At 57.3% G+C, this 20563-nt stretch carries 17 protein-coding genes; 10 read left to right on the top strand and 7 right to left on the bottom strand.

What is annotated here, in order from left to right:
• Positions 1–134 precede the first annotated feature (134 nt).
• The 10 genes from GS614_RS12260 to GS614_RS12215 all read left to right on the top strand — a co-directional run bounded on the left by GS614_RS12260 (position 135) and on the right by GS614_RS12215 (position 11399).
• Positions 135–1394 (top strand): ABC transporter substrate-binding protein, encoded by a 1260-nt coding sequence (locus GS614_RS12260; protein WP_171726428.1) that lies wholly within the window; start codon positions 135–137, stop codon positions 1392–1394.
• A gap of 92 nt (positions 1395–1486) precedes the next feature.
• Positions 1487–2413 (top strand): carbohydrate ABC transporter permease, encoded by a 927-nt coding sequence (locus GS614_RS12255; RefSeq protein WP_171726427.1) that lies wholly within the window; start codon positions 1487–1489, stop codon positions 2411–2413.
• A 1-nt stretch (position 2414) separates the two neighbouring features.
• Positions 2415–3263 (top strand): carbohydrate ABC transporter permease, encoded by an 849-nt coding sequence (locus tag GS614_RS12250; protein WP_170345350.1) that lies wholly within the window; start codon positions 2415–2417, stop codon positions 3261–3263.
• Entirely contained in the window at positions 3260–4600 is a 1341-nt protein-coding gene (locus GS614_RS12245; RefSeq protein ID WP_171726426.1) for an alpha-glucosidase/alpha-galactosidase, read from the top strand. Before GS614_RS12250 ends, GS614_RS12245 begins: the two co-directional genes overlap by 4 nt.
• A 58-nt stretch (positions 4601–4658) precedes the next feature.
• The gene (locus tag GS614_RS12240) at positions 4659–6365 is read left to right on the top strand and encodes an IlvD/Edd family dehydratase (RefSeq protein WP_171726425.1); all 1707 of its coding nucleotides are present in this window, start codon (positions 4659–4661) and stop codon (positions 6363–6365) included.
• Positions 6365–7129: an SDR family NAD(P)-dependent oxidoreductase gene (locus GS614_RS12235; RefSeq protein WP_171726424.1), complete on the top strand. Its 765-nt coding sequence runs from the start codon at positions 6365–6367 to the stop codon at positions 7127–7129. The genes GS614_RS12240 and GS614_RS12235 overlap by 1 nt, the downstream gene beginning before the upstream one ends.
• Positions 7130–7133: 4 nt before the next feature.
• The gene (locus tag GS614_RS12230) at positions 7134–8027 is read left to right on the top strand and encodes a 2-dehydro-3-deoxygalactonokinase (RefSeq protein WP_171726423.1); all 894 of its coding nucleotides are present in this window, start codon (positions 7134–7136) and stop codon (positions 8025–8027) included.
• Positions 8024–8629, top strand: coding sequence for a 2-dehydro-3-deoxy-6-phosphogalactonate aldolase (locus GS614_RS12225; protein ID WP_171726422.1), 606 nt, complete (start codon positions 8024–8026; stop codon positions 8627–8629). The genes GS614_RS12230 and GS614_RS12225 overlap by 4 nt, the downstream gene beginning before the upstream one ends.
• Positions 8626–9486, top strand: a complete 861-nt coding sequence (locus GS614_RS12220; protein ID WP_171726421.1) for an SMP-30/gluconolactonase/LRE family protein — start codon at positions 8626–8628, stop codon at positions 9484–9486. The genes GS614_RS12225 and GS614_RS12220 overlap by 4 nt, the downstream gene beginning before the upstream one ends.
• Entirely contained in the window at positions 9483–11399 is a 1917-nt protein-coding gene (locus GS614_RS12215; RefSeq protein ID WP_171726420.1) for a beta-galactosidase, read from the top strand. Before GS614_RS12220 ends, GS614_RS12215 begins: the two co-directional genes overlap by 4 nt.
• Before the next feature lie 40 nt (positions 11400–11439).
• On the opposite strand, the gene GS614_RS12210 is transcribed toward GS614_RS12215, so the two are convergent.
• From GS614_RS12210 to GS614_RS12180, 7 genes are all read right to left on the bottom strand, one after another.
• The gene (locus GS614_RS12210; RefSeq protein WP_171205113.1) at positions 11440–12711 is read right to left on the bottom strand and encodes an ABC transporter permease; all 1272 of its coding nucleotides are present in this window, start codon (positions 12709–12711) and stop codon (positions 11440–11442) included.
• A complete protein-coding gene (locus GS614_RS12205; protein WP_171119259.1) occupies positions 12708–13628 on the bottom strand; it encodes an ABC transporter permease in 921 nt (306 codons plus the stop codon). The genes GS614_RS12210 and GS614_RS12205 overlap by 4 nt, the downstream gene beginning before the upstream one ends.
• 12 nt (positions 13629–13640) lie before the next feature.
• Entirely contained in the window at positions 13641–14753 is a 1113-nt protein-coding gene (locus GS614_RS12200; protein ID WP_152460254.1) for an ABC transporter ATP-binding protein, read from the bottom strand.
• A 116-nt stretch (positions 14754–14869) separates the two neighbouring features.
• Positions 14870–15994: an extracellular solute-binding protein gene (locus GS614_RS12195; protein ID WP_152460253.1), complete on the bottom strand. Its 1125-nt coding sequence runs from the start codon at positions 15992–15994 to the stop codon at positions 14870–14872.
• A 147-nt stretch (positions 15995–16141) separates the two neighbouring features.
• On the bottom strand, positions 16142–18106 hold the full coding sequence (locus GS614_RS12190) for a beta-galactosidase (protein WP_171726419.1): 1965 nt from the start codon (positions 18104–18106) through the stop codon (positions 16142–16144).
• Positions 18103–19749: an amino acid ABC transporter permease gene (locus tag GS614_RS12185; RefSeq protein WP_171726418.1), complete on the bottom strand. Its 1647-nt coding sequence runs from the start codon at positions 19747–19749 to the stop codon at positions 18103–18105. Before GS614_RS12185 ends, GS614_RS12190 begins: the two co-directional genes overlap by 4 nt.
• 64 nt (positions 19750–19813) lie before the next feature.
• Entirely contained in the window at positions 19814–20563 is a 750-nt protein-coding gene (locus tag GS614_RS12180; RefSeq protein WP_171726417.1) for a basic amino acid ABC transporter substrate-binding protein, read from the bottom strand.

Raw genomic sequence — 20563 nt, 5'->3', positions numbered from 1 at the left:
CATTCTCCTCCGATTATCCCTCCCCATCCTCACGAGGGTCTTGACAACAGTAACCGAGTCGATGTGTAGTTTTCAATATATAAAACAAGGTTTCATTATTTGGAACTTTGCAGGAGACCAACAGGGAGGAAACCATGTATTCAACTTTCAAGCGCACGACGGCTGCGCTGGCGCTTGGTGTCGCGATGGCGGCGCCAGCTGCTGCGGAACTCACCGGAGATCTGCGGATTTTTCTGGACACATCGAACCCGGCGCCACGCGCGACGATGGAGGCGATGATCGAGCGTTTTGGGGCACAGCATCCGGGGTTGGAAATCGAAACAACCGTTATCGACCGCGAGGCGTACAAGACGCAGATTCGAAATTTCCTGACAGCTGACACACCGGATGTGGCCACGTGGTACGCGGCCAACCGTATGAAACCATATGTCGAGGCGGGTCTGTTCGAGGATGTTTCAGATTTGTGGGCCGAGCCCGAAATCGCCGACAACCTCGCTTCGACCAAGGGCGCGTTGACAATCGACGGCAAGCAATGGGGCGTGCCCTATACCTACTATCAGTGGGGTGTCTACTATCGCAAAGACATCTTTGACGAGCTAGGCCTGAGCGAGCCGACCACTTGGGAAGAAGAACTGTCCAACTGCCAGAAAATCGTCGATTCCGGACGGGCCTGCTATACTATTGGCACCAAGTTCCTTTGGACCGCCGGTGGCTGGTTTGATTATCTGAACATGCGGACCAATGGTTTCGACTTCCACCAGCAACTCGCCAACGGCGAAGTCAGCTGGGAAGATGACCGGGTAAAACAGACTTTCGCCAACTGGAAACAGTTGATCGACATGGGCGCCTTCATCGACAATCACCAGACGTATAGCTGGCAAGAAGCCCTGCCCTTCATGGTCAATGGTGAGGCAGCAGCCTATCTGATGGGCAACTTCGCAGTGGCGCCGTTGCGCGACGCGGGCCTGACAGATGACCAGCTGGATTTCTACCAGTTCGTCGCGATCAATCCCGATGTTGAGCTGGCCGAAGACGCCCCGACCGACACGTTCCACATCCCGGCCAATGCTTCGAACAAGGAAGCTGCGCGCGAATTCCTGCGTTTCGTGGTCTCTGCTGATGAACAGACCGAAATCAACAACGGCGCGAATCTCGGCCAATTGCCGGTCAACGCGCAATCCACTGTGGATGACGACAAGTTCCTGCAACAGGGCTTTGAAATGCTTTCGTCCAACAGCCCCGGTGGGGTAGCCCAGTTCTGGGACCGTGACGCGCCTGCGGAAATGGCCAAAGTGTCCATGGAAGGTTTCCAGGAATTCATGGTCAAACCCGACAACTTGGACCGGATACTGGCCAAACTCGAACGCGCGCGCGAGCGTATTTACGATAACTGACCAGGCAAGGGTCGGGCCAAAGCCCGGCCCACGCTCCTTTGAATCGTAGGGCGGGTTCCGACCCGCCTTGCTCCAACAGACCCGAGTTTCCCATGACAGTTGCAGCCGACGCCTCAGAACAGGAAAGCTGGTTCCATCGCAACCAACAACGCATCGCACCCTGGCTGTTTCTGGCCCCCGGGATGCTGTTCTTTTTGGTCTATGTGATTATCCCGGTATTCCAGTCCTTCAACCTGTCACTTTACGAGTGGGACGGCCTGGGCGCTGCGGAATACGTCGGCTTTCGCAACTACGAAGACCTGTATTGGGAATGGCTAGACCGGGATGCCTTCTACATCTCGATGAAGAACAATCTGATCTGGCTGATCCTGTACTTGGCAGCGATTCCGGCAGGTTTGTTCATCGCCCTGTTCCTGAATCAGACCGTTTGGGGCATCCGCCTGTATAAGTCCCTGTTTTTCTTTCCTTTCGTGATTTCCCAAGTCGTGGTGGGGCTGGTGTTCACCTGGTTCTACGATCCGACCTTCGGGTTGCTGAACGAATTCCTCGGCTTCTTCGGCCTCGGCCCGGTAAACGTGTTGGGCGATGAGCGTTTCGTGACCTATGGCATCATCTTCGCCGGCCTCTGGCCACAAACCGCCTATTGCATGATCCTGTACCTTACCGGCCTGAACGCTGTAGACCCGGAACAGATCGAAGCAGGACGCCTGGACGGGGCCAAGGGTTGGAAGATGCTTTGGCACATCATCATTCCACAATTGCGGCCCGCAACCTTTATCGCGTTTGTCGTGACCATCATCGGCGCATTACGGTCTTTCGACCTGATCTCAATCATGACACAAGGCGGACCTTTCGGATCCTCCCGCGTGCTGGCCTATTACATGTTCGAGGTCGCGCTGTCCGAATATGGCTTCCGCATGGGTTATGGCGCGGCCATCGCCGTGATCCTATTCCTGATCATGTTGTGCTTCATCGCCTACTTCCTGTGGTCGATGTACCGTGAAGAGAAGGGGCGCTAAGATGTTTCCCAAACCCATCGAAAAACAACCCCGCGCGGCGCAGATCACGTATCAAGCCATGCTTCCATTGGCCCTTTTGTTGTGGCTGGGCCCCCTGCTGGCGGTTGCTCTTTTCTCGGTAAAACCCGCTGCTGACTTCACCAACGCGAATTACTGGGGAATGCCGTCCAGCTTTGAGGGCGCCTTCAACTATGGTCAGGTGTTCTTCAACTCGGACATGCCGCGATACCTGCTGAATTCATTTATGATCACCGTCCCTACCGTGATCGGAGCGGTGGCCCTCAGTTGCATGACCGGCTTCGCGCTTGGCATCTACAAGTTCAAGTCGAACCTCTGGATCTTTTTCATGTTCGTGGCCGGGAACTTCGTGCCCTTCCAGATCCTGATGGTACCGGTGCGCGACCTGACCCTGCAACTTGGGCTCTACAACACCAAGACCGGGCTGGTCCTGTTCCACATCGCCTTCCAGACCGGGTTCTGCACCCTATTCATGCGCAACTTCATCCGCGCCCTGCCCTTTGAACTGATCGAGGCCGCACGGGTCGAAGGCATCAGCGAATGGCGCATCTTCTGGTACGTGGTCCTGCCGCTGATGAAGCCCGCGATCGCCGCGCTCAGCGTGCTGATCTTCACCTTCATCTGGAACGACTATTTCTGGGCCGTCGTCCTGACGCAAGGCGCAGAAAGCCAGCCTGTAACTGCCGGAATCACCAGTTTCAACGCACAATTCCGCGCCGCTTATCAATTGATGAGCGCGGGCTCCATCGTGGCGGCTCTGCCACCGGTGGCCATGTTCTTCCTGATGCAGAAACACTTCATTGCGGGTTTGACCCTCGGAGCTGTGAAATGACCAAAATTACCTTTATCGGTGCCGGGTCCACAATTTTCATGCAGAACATCGTTGGGGATGCTCTGTTAACCCCTGCACTGGCCGACAGTCACTTTGCGCTTATGGATATCGACCCCCAGCGCCTTGCGGAAAGCGAAGCAGTTGCGCGCTCCATGATCCGCTCGGTCGGGGCCGGGGCGACAGTCTCGACCCATACCGACCGCCGCGCGGCGCTGGACGGGGCCGATTTCGTCATCACCGCGTTTCAGGTGGGGGGATACAAGCCCTGCACGATCACCGATTTCGAGATCCCCAAGCAGTATGGCTTGCGTCAAACCATCGCTGATACGCTGGGCGTCGGAGGGATCATGCGAGGCCTGCGCACGGTTCCGGTGCTTTGGGGTGTCGCAGGGGACATGATGCAACTCTGTCCGAACGCGACAATGCTACAATACGTAAATCCGATGGCCATCAACACCTGGGCACTGGCCGAACGCTTCCCGACCCTGAAAAATGTGGGTCTTTGTCACTCGGTTCAAAATACAGTAGAGGAACTGGCCCACGATCTGGATCTGCCAAAGGATGAGTTCCGCTACAAAGTCGCGGGCGTCAATCACGTCGCATTCTTTCTGAAACTGGAACATCAAGGTCGCGACCTGTATCCGGCACTGCGCCAGGGCTATCACACGGGGAAATTCCCGAAGGCACCGCTGCTGATGCCGCGCTGCCCCAACAAGGTGCGGTACGAGGTGATGGATCACCTGGGCTATTTCTGCACAGAAAGCTCGGAACACCTGGCCGAATACGTGCCGTGGTTCATCAAGGAAGGGCGACAGGACCTGATCGAGGAATTCTCCATCCCGCTGGACGAATACCCCACCCGCTGCGTCGAGCAGGTCGAGATGTGGAAGGAACAGGCCAAGACCCTGACCGACGGGCGCAATATCGATGTCACGCGCAGCCACGAATTCGCGGCCGACCTGATGAACGCGATCGTTACGAACACGCCCTACATGGCCTATGGCAACCTGCCCAACACCGGCCAGATCCCGCAACTGCCCATGGGCGCGGCGGTCGAAACCCCCTGCCTGGTGGACAGCAACGGCGTACAGCCTTCTGTCGTGACCGACATCCCGCCGCAGTTGATTGCCCTGATGCGCACCCAGATCAACGTACAGGAACTGACTGTTCGGGCCCTGACAGAACAGAACCCCGAATACATCTATCACGCCGCGATGATGGATCCGCACACCGCCGCCGAACTGGACCTGCGCCAGATCCGCAACCTTGTCACGGATCTGCTGACGGCCCACAACGATTGGCTGCCCGACTGGTGCCGCCCGGCCCGCGCCGCCTGATCTTCATCTTTTCACAAATACTCAGATCCAACTTCCGCCAAGAAAAACAAAGCCAGAAATGACAAAACGCCGCTCACAACATTGGTATGGAAAACTCGACAAGGATGGCTTCATCCACCGGTCGTGGATGAAAAACCAGGGCTTTCCCGACCACGCTTTTGATGGACGACCCATAATTGGCATCTGCAACACCTGGTCGGAACTGACCCCCTGCAACTCGGGCCTGCGCGATCTGGTCGAGGGCGTAAAACGCGGCGTGTGGGAGGCGGGCGGCGTTCCGGTAGAATTCCCCGTCATGTCGCTGGGCGAAACCCAGATGAAACCCACTGCGATGCTGTTCCGCAACCTGCTGGCCATGGATGTCGAGGAATCGATCCGCGCCTATGGTATTGACGGGGTCGTTCTGTTGGGCGGCTGCGACAAGACCACGCCGGGGCAGTTGATGGGGGCGGCGTCAGTCGATCTGCCTTCGATCGTCGTCAGTTCAGGCCCGATGCTGAACGGTAAATACCGCGGACAGGATATCGGGTCCGGCACCGATGTCTGGAAATTTTCCGAAGCGGTTCGGGCTGGCGAAATGACCTTGCAGGATTTCATGAACGCCGAATCCGGCATGTCGCGCAGCGCTGGCGTCTGCATGACCATGGGCACCGCGTCCACCATGGCGTCGCTGGTCGAGGCGATGGGCATGAGCCTGCCCACCAATGCCGCGCTTCCGGCGGTCGACGCCCGCCGCATGGCGCTGGCGCACATGACAGGCAGACGCATCGTCGAGATGGTGGAAGAAGACCTCAAGCCCTCGGACATCCTGACCAAAGAGGCGTTTGAGAACGCCATCCTCGCCAACGCGGCCGTGGGTGGGTCAACCAATGCGGTGGTTCACCTTCTGGCGCTGGCGGGACGTGTCGGGGTTGACCTGACCTTGAAGGACTTTGAAATCGGATCCGAAATCCCGCTGCTGGTCAACTGCATGCCGTCGGGCAAATACCTGATGGAAGACTTCTGCTACGCAGGCGGCATGCCGGTTGTGCTGAATGAACTCAAATCGTTCCTGCGCCCGGCAAAGACGGTTCTGAACAAGGATATCTCGGCTCACTTCGAAGGAGCCGAGTGTTTCGATACCGACGTCATCCGTCCCTTCGATGATCCTGTAAAGCCCGCTGCCGGCCTGCGTGTTCTGCGCGGCAACCTTGCGCCGAATGGGGCCATCGTCAAGCCTTCGGCGGCCACTGACGCGCTTCTTGAAACCGAGGGCGAGGCTTTCGTGTTCGACAACATCGAAGACCTAAAGGCCAATATCGACCGTGAAGACCTGCCGGTCACGACCAAGAGCATCCTAGTGCTCAAAGGGTGTGGCCCCAAAGGGTATCCGGGCATGCCCGAGGTCGGCAACATGCCAATTCCGGCGAAATTGGTGAAAGAGGGTGTACGAGACATGATCCGGATCTCGGATGCCCGCATGTCGGGAACAGCTTATGGCACCGTCATTTTGCATGTCAGCCCCGAAGCACAGGCGGGTGGCACGCTGGCGCTGGTCAAAACCGGAGACCGCATCCGTGTTTCAGCCAGCAGTGGCGAACTGGAACTGCTTGTGGACGAAAACGAACTGAACGCCCGCCGCGCCGCGTGGCAACCGGATGATCCGCACTACACTCGCGGTTACGCAAAACTTTACATCGACCATGTGCTGCAAGCGGATCAGGGGGCGGATCTGGATTTCCTTGTTGGCAAAGACACCCGCCTCGTGACCAGAGAGAGCCACTGATGACCCAGCCAGCTACATACCACGATCTCAACGGGACCTCCGTCTATATCACCGGCGGCGGCTCGGGCGTTGGTGCGGCGCTGACAGATGGGTTCATGGCACAGGGGGCCAATGTGGCCTTCATTGGCCGGTCGGATGCCAGCGGGTTTGTCGAAGAGATGCGCAACAAGCACGGCCGCGCGCCGCTGTTCCTGCAAGGCGACATGACGGATACCGAACTGCTGCACGCGACGATGGCCAAAGCTGCCGAGGCTCATGGCCCTTTGAATGTCTTGGTGAACAATGCAGCCAACGACCAACGTCATACGCTTGAGGAAACCACGACGGAATTCTGGGACTGGATGATCGAGGTGAACCTGAAAGCCTATTATTTCGCGTGTCAGGAAGCCGCCCGGCAAATGAAAGATGGCGGGTCGATCATCAATTTCAGCTCGATCAGTTACATGATGGGCAATGCTGGCTATCCGATCTATACGACCTCGAATGCCGGGATCACGGGGATGACACGGTCATTGGCACGAGAACTTGGGCCGAGGAAAATCCGCGTAAACGCTCTGGCCCCCGGCTGGGTTCTGACGCAAAAACAGTTGGATAAATGGGCCACGCCCGAGGATCTGGCGGCCCATTTGGACCGGCAATGTCTGAAAGAGCACCTGAAGCCCGAGGATATGATAGCACCAACACTTTTTCTGGCGTCCAGGGCCAGCCATGCGATGACCGGGCAATGTCTGGCTGTTGATGGCGGCGTTGTGGTTTCGGGGTGATGTTATGAATACTGAATGGATCGCCGTCGACTGGGGAACATCTCATTTACGGGCCTGGGCCATGCAGGGTTCGACTGCGCTGGACCATGCGCAATCCGGCAAGGGCATGGCGCATGTCGGGCCTGACGGGTTTCAAGCCGCACTGCTGGATTTGATCGAAAACTGGTTGCCCGGCGCGCCGGTGGATGTGGTCGCTTGCGGAATGGTCGGCGCACGCCAGGGCTGGGTGGAAGCCCCTTATTCGACCGTGCCCTCGGACCCCTTGCCGGATGTCCCTATCCGCGTACCCGGATCAGACCCGCGCATTCGGGCCTTTGTCATACCCGGTCTGAAACAGACAACTCCGCCGGATGTGATGCGGGGTGAGGAAACCCAGATTGCCGGATTTCTGGGCACGCGCCAGAATTGGGATGGCGTTATCTGCCTGCCCGGAACCCACACGAAATGGGTTCAGGTAAGCGCTGGCGAGGTTGTAAGCTTTCGTACCTTCATGACGGGTGAGTTGTTCGACCTGCTATGTGGTCAGTCCGTGCTGCGGCACTCTGTAGGCCTGGGCTGGGACGAAGACGCCTTCGCCGAGGCGGTTGCGGATACGTTGTCAAAGCCCGAACAATTGGCTGCGCGGCTTTTTAACTTGCGAGCGGCAGACTTGCTGCAAGGTCAGGCCAAAGGCACCGCGCGTGCGCGCCTTTCCGGAATGTTGATCGGGGCCGAACTGGCCGCGACACGGCCCTATTGGCTGGGGCAGCAACTGGCCATTATCGGGGCGGAAGGCGTGTCGCAGACATATGCAACAGCCCTGCAACGGCAAGGCGCGTTCGTGGAAACCGCAAACGCCACCGAGGCAACTCTGGCCGGGCTTGCGCTGGCCCGAAACATGACAAGGCAAACCGCATGAGCCGTCCCATCATCGCCATATTGCGTGGCTTGCGACCGCACGAAGCCAAAGCCGTTGGCCGCGCCATTATCGATGCCGGCATCGACCGGATCGAAGTGCCACTCAATTCTCCGGATCCGCTCGACAGCATCAGCACTTTGGTTGATGCGTTTGGAAATCAGGCCCTGATCGGCGCGGGCACTGTTTTGACAGTCGATCAGGTGGACGCTGTGTCGGTCGCCGGAGGCAAGTTGATCGTATCGCCCAACTATGACGCCGAGGTCATCAAGCGTTCCGTCGCGTTGGGCCTGCAAAGCTGGCCGGGGGTTTACACCCCAACCGAAGCTTTTGCAGCCCTCAAGGCCGGGGCCACCGGGTTGAAGCTGTTCCCTGGGGTGATGGCTGGTCCGGCGGGTTTGGCCGCCTTACGTCCGGTTTTGCCCATAGGCTCGCTTGTTTTTGCCGTTGGCGGTGCCGGACCCGACAATTTCGGGCAATGGATCAAAGCGGGCGCAGATGGCTTTGGGATAGGCTCTGCACTTTTCAAACCCGGAATGGATGTCGCCGAAATCGCCGAGCGCGCCCGGCATATCGTTACGGCCTATGACGAGGCCGCCGGATGAGCACCATCTTTGACGACCGCCCCTGCGAGTTGGGCGAAGGCCCGTTGTGGCATCCTGAAAGGCGTCAGCTTTTCTGGTTCGATATCATCGGCAAACGTCTGATGACCCGCGAGCGGGGCACGCCAAAAAGCTGGAGCTTCGATGAACATGTCTCGGTCGCGGGCTGGGTGGACCGCGATACGTTTCTAATGGCTTCTGAAACCGGTCTTTGGCGTTTTGATTTGCAATCCGGAAAGCGGAACTTGATCACGCCTCTGGAAGCCGACAACCCCATCACCCGTTCAAACGATGGCCGCGCTGATCCTTGGGGTGGGTTTTGGATCGGAACAATGGGCAAGCAAGCGGAACCCGGGGCCGGATCAATCTATCGCTTCTGGAAAGGTGAGTTGAGACGATTGGTTCCGAATGTAACAATCTCCAACGCGATCTGTTTTGCCCCCGATCGTTCGGTGGCCTATTTCTGCGACACCGCAACGAAACAGGTCAGACGCTGGCGTCTGAACCCCGAAACCGGTTGGCCGGAAGGCGACAGCGCAGTTTTTCTGGATTTGCGCAAAGAAGGTCTGAACCCGGATGGTGCGGTCATCGATGCCCAGGGGAATATCTGGATTGCACAATGGGGTGCCAGCCGGGTTGCGGCCTACACGCCCGACGGCATGTTTCTGAAGGCCGTTGCATTTGACGCATCCCATACGTCCTGCCCCGCTTTCGGGGGCGATGAACTGAATACGCTTTTCTGCACAACGGCCCGCCAGGGGTTGAGCGCAGAAGCAATAGACAGCCAACCGACCAACGGCATGACCTTTGCCGCACGAAACGCAGGTCAGGGCCAGGCAGAACACAAGGTCATCTTATGAAGCCGGAACTGGGCGTTTGTTATTATCCTGAACATTGGCCAGAGGCGATGTGGGCCGACGATGCCGCGCAAATGGTCGAAACAGGCCTGACATGGGTGCGCATTGGCGAGTTCGCGTGGAGCCGCATCGAGCCGCAATCCGGCGTTTTTAAATTCGAATGGCTGGATCGCGCGATTGAGACACTCGGTGGAGCCGGATTGAAGGTCGTGCTGGGCACGCCAACCGCAACGCCGCCGCGCTGGATGTTGGACAAACACCCGGACATGCTGGCTGCCGATGAAAACGGCAACCCGCGCAAGTTCGGATCCCGGCGGCATTACTGTTTTAGCCATCAAAGCTATGTCGACGAATCTACCCGCATCGCGCGGATATTGGGTGAACGGTACGGTAAGAACCCGCATGTGGTCGCGTGGCAGATTGACAATGAATATGGGTGTCACGACACCACTCTCAGCTACAGCGCTGCTGCCCAACAGGCGTTTCGCCATTGGCTGGCCGAACGGTACGGAACAATTGAAACGCTGAACCGGGCGTGGGGCAATGTGTTCTGGTCGATGGAATATCGCAACTTCAGCGAAATCGACCTGCCCAATCAAACCGTGACCGAGCCGAACCCGGCTCATGTACTGGCATTCCGGCGCTTCAGTTCGGATCAGGTCGCGGCTTTCAACAAAGCACAGGTGGATACGCTGCGGCCGTTGACTGATGCGCCGCTCTTGCACAATTACATGGGCCGTATTCTGGACTTCGACCATTTCAAAGTTGGCGCGGATCTGGATATCGCTACCTGGGACAGTTATCCGATCGGTTTTTTGTCGGACCGGCTGGAAGCCGACGACGCGCACAAGACCGCCTTTTTGCAACAGGGCGATCCGGACATGCAGGCGTTTCATCATGATCTCTACCGGGCGGTCGGGCGTGGCCGTTGGTGGGTGATGGAACAACAACCCGGCCCGGTGAATTGGGCACCGTATAATCCGGCGCCGCTGCCCGGAATGGTGCGGCTTTGGTCATTGGAGGCGGTTGCTCATGGCGCCGAGATGGTGAGTTATTTCCGATGGCGTCAAGCCCCGTTTGCGCAAGAGCAAATGCATGCCGGCTTGCTGACGTCGAACAATCACCCTGCTGCTGCACTGGCAGAAGCCCGTCAGACCGCAGATGACCTGAACTCGTTGGGTGCGGTGCAACAGATACAGGCCAAAGTGGCCATTCTGTTTGATTACGCCTCGGACTGGGCGTGGACCACACAACCACAAGGCGCGGGATTCGACTATTTCCGATTGGTTTTTTCGGCATATCGCGCGCTGCGACGGGCCGGTCTGTCGGTAGACTTTGTTTCGGCGAAGGACATGCCCGCCGATTACTCGGTGATCTTTGCACCCGGTTTGGCCACAATGGATCCCGATTTGGAACAACGCCTGGCAGAGAGATGCGATCTTGCTATTCTGGGACCGCGTAGCGGCGCGATCACCCGCGATTTTCAAATTCCTGAAAAGGGCAGACCCGGTCTGAGCAGGATCGATTGCGATGTTGATCTGGTCGAAACTCTGCCGCCCACGGTTGAACGCGCGGTCAAGGGTGGCGGAACGGCGCGGCATTGGATCGACCGATTGTCAGGAACGGCCCAAGACCTGCTGAGTTTCGAAGACGGAACACCTGCTCTCAAGGCAGGAGACGGAATCTGGTACTTGGCCGGCTTCCCCGATGCAGACCTTTGGGACCGCGTGATAGCCATGGCGGCGGAAGAAGCCGATTTGACATTGCGCAGGATGCCGCAAGGCCTGCGACTGCGCGAGACGGCCAATCATGACTTCCTGATCAACTACAACGCCGGGCCGGTGGATTGGAACGGGCTCACCGTCGAAGGTTGTGACGTCAAAATCCTGAAACGCAATCCGCCCGAACCGACCTGAGGTCAGTCCGGGCGGGTGCCGAGGTTACGAAGCTGCGCCGCTATTCGTCGCTTTGCAGGCTATTGGGGTCAAACACCCCGCCGAAACCACTGTTGTTGGACGGAGCGCTTTCGGAGTCAGACCCACCATCTGCGCCTTCGTTTTCGTCACCCCCTAAAGAGTTCGGTGCAAAAACATTGCCAAAGCCGCTGTTGTTCGACGGTTTCGGGGTGGATTGCGCACCGCCCTGTTCCGCTTCTTCAGCTTCGCGTTGCTTGAGGCGTTCTTCACGCTGTTTGCGCAACTCCTGAATACGCTGTTCCGCTTCCAGCTTCTTCTGCTCGCGGACATCGGCGATACACTGCGCCGGATTGTAGGTGGCCGCAGTGCCGACAACTGTGATCGTTGCGACGGCAAATACAACCAACAGAACCGCTGCCATGTTGCCGGAAAAGAAGCTGGGCAGTTTGATCTTGCCGGCCAGCTCTTCAACCGTCGCGTTCTTGCGCGCCGCTGCCACCAGTTCCTGACGTTTCAGCTTGGCTTCGTTCAGCAGAGCGAAGAACACTGTCAGCGCCACGATGATGAAGGCCAGCGCCGAGATCGCGGGTGTGATGCCATAACGGACCTTTTGGGCCAGTTCGATCGTCAACGTCGGGTATTCACCGAAGGTAAAGGTGGTGGTGTTGTAGTTTTCGAACGATGCGAGGAACGCCAACACCGCTGCCGATGCAATCGCCGGGCGCATGAACGGCAACAGGATCTTGCGGAAGGCCTGTGCGTGGCTGGCACCAAGGTCCAGCGCAGCCTCGGTCAAGGCCACGTCGTATCGCTGCAAGCGTGCCACCAACACCAGCATGCAGTAGCTGGCGATAAAGGTTGATTGGCCGATCACCGTCAGAAAAATGCCATTTGACAGGAAGCTGTCCGCCCCCAGTCCCAGCATCCGGTTGATACGATCCCAGAACACCAGCGTCGAGATACCCAGAACAACACCCGGGATCAGGATCGGAGCGATAATGATCGTATAGTAAGTCGCCCGAAGTTTTGGCCAGATCTGGGTCAGCATCAGTGCACCCGCCAGACCCATGGCCACTGACAGGATGACCGTGCCGATCCCGATGATCAGTGAGTTCTTGATACCGTTCAGGATGCGCTGATCCTGAAACAGCTCGCCAAACCACTGGAAGGTCAGACATTCCCACGGGCTCATCCGTGGGAAGCCGGACGAGTTGAACGCGGTGATCGACATGATCACAAGCGGTCCCAGCAGATACAGGAAGAAAATCGCCAGATAGACCCAGATGCTTATGCGGAGAAAGGAATTGTTCATTTCCCGATATCCCCCATGTTCACTTTGAACAGGCGCATCATGGCCAGCACGAACAGGATACAGGTCACCAGCAGGACGATCGCGTAAGCAGCCCCTTGCGGCCAGTCGTTGTTATCGTTGAACTGCTGATAGATCAGCTGTGTGAACCACAGCGACGAAGGCCCGCCCAGGATCTGCGGTGCCGCCAGCGCGCCCGCAGACAGCATGAACACCATCGTACAGCCCGAACTGATCCCTGGCTTGGCATAAGGAATGACCACACGCCAATGTATCCGCCACCACGGCGCACCAAGGTCGCGCGCGGCTTCGATCTGATTTTTATCCAAACTTTCTATGACGTTATACATTGGGAAGATCATCAGCAGAATATAGGCATAGCCCAAACCGGCATAGAGCGCGATATCGTTCCGAATGAAGTCGAACGGCGTATCCCAGACCCCCAGTCCCACGAACAACGTGTTCAGAACACCTGTTTCACCGAAGATAATCCGCAACGCAAAGGCGCGCAGGATTTCGTTGATCCAGTAAGGGATGATCAGCATGATCGCGAAGATGCGGATGTGGCTGCCTTCGGACTGCCCCAGATAGTAGGCGATCGGATAGCAGATGATCAGGTTGAAAATCGTGACGCAAACGGCCGCCACGAGGGTGCGGAAGAACACCCGCAGGTCAACCGTGTTGTAATCCTGACTGCCGCCTTCAGGGCCGTATATCAGGTACTTGTAGTTCTCCAGCGTATAGACGTCCTTCGGCCCGCCAATCTCTGGAGGCGGGAGGTTTGGACGGAACGAGAAATCCAGCATCGACAGCTGCGGCAGGATGATAAGGCCGATGGTCCAGAACAGAACCAGACCCAGGATCGCCAAGCCCATACCGGTGCCGTTGCGATTGAAGAATTCTTTCAGAAATCGGGGCATGAGATCGTCCCCCTATTCCGCTGCCAGTTCACCGGCAGGAACGATGACCGCGTTGTGCGTCTCGTATTCCAGCGTGATGTTCTGTCCGGTGTGGTCCTCGAAAGATTGCCCATGGTTGGGGATCGAGACCTTGATTTCTTTTCCACCTTCACCTTCTGTGAAGATGTTAAAGACGTTGCCCTCGAACTCTTCATGATTGACCCGGGCGGTGACGAAGTGATCGCCCGTTGCGCCATCGGGGGCAATTGCAAAGGCCTCGGGACGGATGAACATCATCGCGTCATCACCTTCTTTCATCTTGCCCTGATTGGCCGTCGAAATCCTTGCCACCAGATCACCCGAACGGTTGGTCGCGATCAAAGCTTCCTTGCCCATCACTTGCTTGATTTTACCGCGGAACACATTGTTTTCGCCGACGAATGAAGCCGCGAAAGCCGTGTTGGGATCGTTGTAAATCGTCTTCCCGTCGGCGATTTGATCAATCACACCGGCACGCATGACGGCGATATTGTCCGACATGGTCAGCGCTTCGCCCTGGTCGTGCGTGATGTAGATGAAGGTAATGCCCACGCGCTGCTGAATTTCACGCAACTCGGTCCGCATGTGCTGGCGCAGTTTCAGGTCAAGTGCCGAAAGGGGCTCGTCCAGCAACAGCACGTCCGGTTCGGCGCAGAGTGCCCGGGCAATCGCAACACGCTGACGTTGACCGCCTGACAATTCGCTTGGCAGCTTGTCCCCCTGCCCCGGTAACGCAATCATGTCCAGAAGCTCATCGGCGCGCCTGCGGCGTTCGGCAGCACTGGCCCCTTTGATTTCCATGGAAAATGTGATGTTTTCCCAGACCTTCATCAGCGGGAACAATGCGAGGTTCTGAAAGATCAGCGCCGTCGGACGCTTGTTGGGCCCGATGCCACGCATATTGTTGCCACCAATGAGGACGTTGCCTTCGCTTGGTTCAAGAAAGCCGGACACTGCCCTCAGAATGGTTGTTTTTCCGCAGCCCGATGGCCCGAGGAAAGAAAAGAAATCGCCCCCGTTGATGTTGACGTTTGCATCGCGCACGGCGACAAAGTCGCCGAAACGGATCCACAGGTTTTCCAGATCGACTCCGACCCCTGCACTCATTTTTGGTTTCTCCCTGAGGTGCGTGTTGTCACCACACAGTATTAGTGTCCGCCACGCCGGGACGGCGCGCAGATGGGTGCCCCCCGCAGGATGCGGAGGGCGAAGGTTCGGAACGCTTAAGCGCTCTTGAACTTGTTGACGAACTCGGTCCGGGTTTCAGCATACCACGGCGCTTCTGCCGGCCACGGATTGAGATTGGCCAGCGAGTCGCCCGGATAGGCCTCGGCAAAGTTCTTCTTGTAGGTGTCGCCGGAATACTGGTCGGCGCCCAATACCGGCGAGTTGTAGCCGTGGCTGTCAATGGCAACACCGGCCGGCTTGGCCTGATAGGCAAAGTCGATGAAAGCGTAAACCTGATCGATATTTGCGGCACCAGTTGGCATGGACATACCATCCACCCAAGCCATCGCACCTTCGACAGGCGCCTGATAGTGCACCGGCTCGCCTGCGGATTTCAGTGCAAGGGGTGGGCCGTCCCAGGTTTGGCCAACAATAACGCCTTCGTTCAGAAGACCGTTCTTCTGTGTGTCGGCGTCGTTCCAGATCAGTTTGATGCGGTCCTTGCGTGCAACGCACCAATCGGTGATCTGGCCCCAAACCTTACGCATAGTGTCTTCATCACCATATGCCGCCCAGACCGAACCCGGCTCCATCTCGCCAGCGCGTTCCATATAAAGGCCGGCGCCCAGCATCATGGAATGCGCGCGGCCCATGGTTTTCCCGGCGTTCGCTTCCGACCACACGTCGCCATAGGACGGCGCATCACCATCCGGTAGCCACAGGTCAGTACGGTAAGCGATTCCTTCTGTACCCCAGATATGCGGCAGCCAGTGCGCACCTGAATCGCCAAAGTTCCACGCATCAGTACCAATCTTGGCCATGGCAGGGTTCACCAGATCGATCGGAACCTTGTTCATGTCGAAGGGCTGGAGCAGCTCCAGCGGTTCCCACTGCAACGACCGGTTGTTGGTCGGTGAAACGATATCAAAACCTTGGCCCTTGGTGGCCTTCATCTTGTTGATGATCTCTTCGTTCGAGCCGATACCGGTATAGTTCACCTTGATTCCAGTAAGCGTCTCAAACTCTTCGATGAAGCTGGGCGGCAGGTAGTCCGACCACATCAGAATGTTGATTTCGCCCGACGAAGCCAGAGCGCTCTTGCTGTAAAGGGGTGCCGCAAGTGCCGCGGCACCTGCGCCTTTCAACACAGAGCGTCTCGAAAATGAAGAATGTTTAGCCATAGGTGATCTCCCATTGTTGGATGAGTTTGTTTTTGTATTTTTATTCATAGGACTTTCTGTGCCCGTTCGTCAGTCCAAAAGTGACAGTTTACGGAATTCTTATGTCCAGTTTTTGTTCTTGACACGTTTCGGTTGAATTTCAGAGCGTTAGTTTACCTGCCATACGGTAAAATCGCGCGCGCCAACCGGATCCGAGCCGATCAAAATTCGTCGTGATCCACCACCGGGCAAGGGTTTGGACATGTCACCAAAATTGAAAGCAAAATGCAACGTACCGAGTCGGGTTACGCGTAGGTCTGGATCGCAGTCCAGAGGCTTCAGCCCTGCCCATTCCAAGACATCGCGCATAATCTCGTGCACGAGCGCAGCGCCGGGTACCATGGCCAGATATGTCGCACGATCCGACCGGACGACCGCTGGGCTGGCGTCGCAATAGGCACTTTTGAAGCGCGCCAGGAAATTTGCCTCGGTCTCGACGATTTCACGCCAACCGCCAAAGCCAAAAAGCTGACCGTTCTGCAACTGCACGGATTCCCTTGCAATATCCGGCAGCGATTCGACACGGGCGACACGGACGCCGGTCAGATCCGCCAACGCACCCGGCGCCAGATTCGAAGGGGTCTGCATTTGAGGTGTCATGCTGCCGGATCGGGCACCAATCAAAAGCTTTGCCCCCGAAACCTCAAGTCTTGCGGCCAGATCTGGGGTCACGATCATGCTTTGCGGCAGCACGATCAGGGCGTAACCTTCCAAACCATCCTCGGGACCCACAAAATCAATGTCCACCCCCAGACAGCGCAAGGCGGTGTACCATTCGCGGAAGATATGGGAATTGGGGAAGTCATCATCATGCGGCAGAATATCGGCCGCCCAGATCGAAGCGTAATCCAGCATCATCGCCACCGAGGCTTTAACGCGCGTCGTTGACGGCAGGTTTTCGCGATCCTTCACAATCTGAGCCAGTTCGAGCGCGGCTTGATCCAGACTGTCATCCGAGCGCAGCAAAGCTGTATGGTATTGTTCCTGCGCGAACTTTGCCTGGCGCCATCGAAAAAACATCACAGCTTGCGCGCCGTGTGCATATGCGGCCCAGGTCCAAAGCCGAACCATCCCTTCGGCTGGGGAAGGGTTTTGTGCCGCCCAGTCCACCGGCCCCGGCTGCTGTTCCAACACCCATACCCGCCCCCGCCCCTGACTGCGATACAAGTCGCAATGAAACCCCTGATAATCAGGCGCGCCGGTTCGCAGATAACGGCGCTTTTCCTTCTCTGACAGGGTTGAACCCATCAGATTACCCAGCGGGTAGCTGTCAAAGCCGACGATATCCAGATCGGCGGCCACTGCGTGGTGATCGAATTCGAAACTACCGGCCATGAAGTTGTGCGTGATATCTCGACCCGGCGCAAGTTCGCGCAGCACGTCCACCTGTGTCTTGTTGAACAACCGCACCCGGTCCGAAGAATAGCGCCTGAAATCAAGGGCATGGGTGGGGTTGGGTGTAGCAACCAAACCATTGGGCAGTTCAATCTGGTCAAAGCCGGAATAGAGGCTCCCCCAGAACACGGTCCCCCAGGCCTCGTTCAATGCGTCAATTGTACCGTATCGTTTTGCCAGCCAGCGCCGAAATCCCGCCCGTGCGGCATCGGAATAGCTGAGAACGGTGTCGTGGTCATTGTACTCATTGTCGATCTGCCAGGCATGGACATGCGGGTTCTGGCCATACCTGGCGGCATATTCCGTGGCGATCCTTTGCGCCTCGGCCAGGTACACGTCACTGGAAAAACAATAATGTCTGCGGGAACCATAACCCCTGACCCGGCCGTCCGGGCCAACCGGCAGAATTTCGGGGTGCTCATCAATCAGCCATTTGGGTGGCGCAGCCGTTGGAGTCGACATCATGACCCGCAGGCCGGCCCGCCCCAGAATCTCGATGACGTCATCCAACCAGTCCCACTGAAACTGGCCGCGTTCCGGTTCAATCAGACCCCAGGTGAACTCGGCGATCCGAACCCAATCCAAACCCATCCCGGCCATCCGCGCGACGTCACTGCGCCACTGGGACGGGTCCCATTGTTCGGGGTAGTAGCAAACCCCAAGCTCCAGTTTGCTCATCGGTTGTCCTTTGCCGTGCGCCGTTCGATCCATTTCAGGAAGCTTGCGCAACAGAGGGTGAGTACCACATACAGAATTGCTGCCGTATTGAACGGCGCAAAGGGCAGAAAGCTTGCTGCCTGAAACTCTCGCATCCTTTGGGTCATGTCGCGGACGGACAGGATGGACAGCAACGAGGTATCCTTGATCATCGCGATAAATTCGTTGCCCAATGGCGGGGTGACGATCCGCAGGGCTTGTGGCAGAACGATCAGCCGCGCCGTCTGCCAGCGCGACAAGCCCAGCGAACTGCCTGCTTCCAGCTGCCCATTCGGGATGGCCTCGATCCCAGATCGGAATATTTCGGCCATATAGGCCGAATACCCGACCGAAATCGCGATGATCCCGCGTGTCATGTTGGTCATATCAATGCCGCCCCCCGTGGCATCCTTGACCGCGCCCGCCAAGGGCAGGCCGATGTAAAGAATGATCACCAACATCGGAATGCCGCGTATCGTGTCCACGAAAAATTCGGCCCCGACCGCCAAGGGATGCAGCTTGTGCTGTGCGCCGCCAATGGTCAGCGTCAGCAGTAGAAAGCCGAAAACAGCAAAAGCCAGAGCGGGATTCCGGTATTTGTCAGGCAAGAAACTGGTCTGCCACAGAACCGGATAGCCTTGTGAATGAGCATCCACGGGAACAAACGCTCCGGAAACGCTGTCTACGGTTTCAATCTGCTCCAGAGCGGCCGCTGCATCAGTGGCGCTGCGTATGCGGTATTGTTGTTCGCCGGCACCGTCGAACTCTCCAAACCGGATGATGTCAGCCTGCGCCTGTGGCGTGCCGCGCACAATGGCGATGCGCCCTTCGGTGCTTCCGACCAGAACGTAACTGACCTGCGGCTGCATGAAGAAAAATGCTGATATCGCAAGCAATGACAGGCTGATGGAACCATACAGAATCGTGGTGCGCGCCCGTGGTTTGAACGATTGCAGCCCCACCCAGATCAAGCCCAGAATGGCCGAGAAGATATAGGCGAAGATGGCTGCGCGAAACGTAATGGCAACGCCCGTCGCGAACTGCCAGTGGGCCATGAACATCAGATAGAACAAAACCGCACCTGTAAGGCATTCCAGCCCCAAAAGAACGCGCCTGCGCCAAGGGGGTTGCAACCCCGCGGACAGCAGGCTCAAGCCGACAACAGCTGTGTATGCGGCCAGAAGAACTTGCAGTCCTGTTTGAACCTGGGTCACGACTTCGGGATACAACACCCACGTCTGACTGGACCGGTCGATCAGGGTTGATGTGTTCTCGCTGAGCGCATGAAAGAAAACGGATTCCGCGAAGGGCATCAAAAGCTGTGGAGATACGAAGCTTGAGACCAAAAGCGCAATTGATGCGGGCAGCGCCGCTAAGGCGGAAACGCGCAACCAGCCCGGGGCATGATTTGAAAAACGTGCATACCGGGCGCAGAGATATCCAAGGATTGCAACCGAGACGATCAGCAGAAAGCCGACGAAAACAGGCCCTGCATTGTTGCCGATCCCCAGAATTGCAATCAAAGATCGCAGGTATTTCGAAGACGTGGCGAATAGATAGAAGATGAAGGGAGCGGCTGCGAGCAACACAAGATTGCTCGGGCGGATCGTGCTGAGACGCAACATGGAACTTCTCCGCTGAAACATGGCCCGGCAGCCTCAGCCTCCGGGCCCAAAAAGGCTTGAAGGATCAGTTTGTGCCCCAGTATTTGGCTTTCAGCGTGTCCAGCGTGCCGTCTTCCTGAATGGCTGCGAGACCAGCATTGATTGCATCCACCGTCGGGTCACCTTCCTGAAACACGATACCCAATGGATCCGATTGCAGGCCTGTGATGCCTACTGTCAGTTCTCCGGCAAACTCCTGCTCGTAGGCAGAGGCGGACGTACCATCAATGATCACCCCTTGCACGTCTGCGTTCTGCAGCGCCAGAATAGCCGCCGAGAAGTTGTCGTAGAGGCTGACATTCTCGCGCCCCACAAGCTCTTCCGCCAGTTGGGCGTTGGTCGTCGCGGTTTGTGCCGCCAGTTTCTGGCCACCCGCTTTGAAATCCTCAAGCGTCATATCCGCGTTGTCGACCTGCAGCAAAATGGCCTGACTGACAACGATGTAAGGTTCGGAGAAGTCCATAGTCTCTTCACGCTCGGGCGTGATCGATACGCCCGAGATGACCAGATCGAATTCACCCTGCTGAAGCGCCGCAAAGATGCCGTCCCAGGCAGTATTTACGAAATTCGGAACGCAATTGATCTTTTCACAGATTGCGTTCATCACGTCGACATCAAAGCCTACGATTTCACCGGTTGCTTCGTCGACGGTTTCCATCGGGGGATAGGTTGCATCCGTTCCGATCTTGAGCACGCGACCTTCCAGATCGGCGGCAAAAGCCGCAGGCGCTGTCAGCATTGCAAGCGTTGCAGCGGCAAATAGGTTTTTGAACAT

Source organism: Ruegeria sp. HKCCD6604, assembly GCF_013110635.1.
Classification (GTDB): Bacteria; Pseudomonadota; Alphaproteobacteria; order Rhodobacterales; family Rhodobacteraceae; genus Ruegeria.
This window is presented reverse-complemented; position numbering and strand designations above follow the sequence as displayed.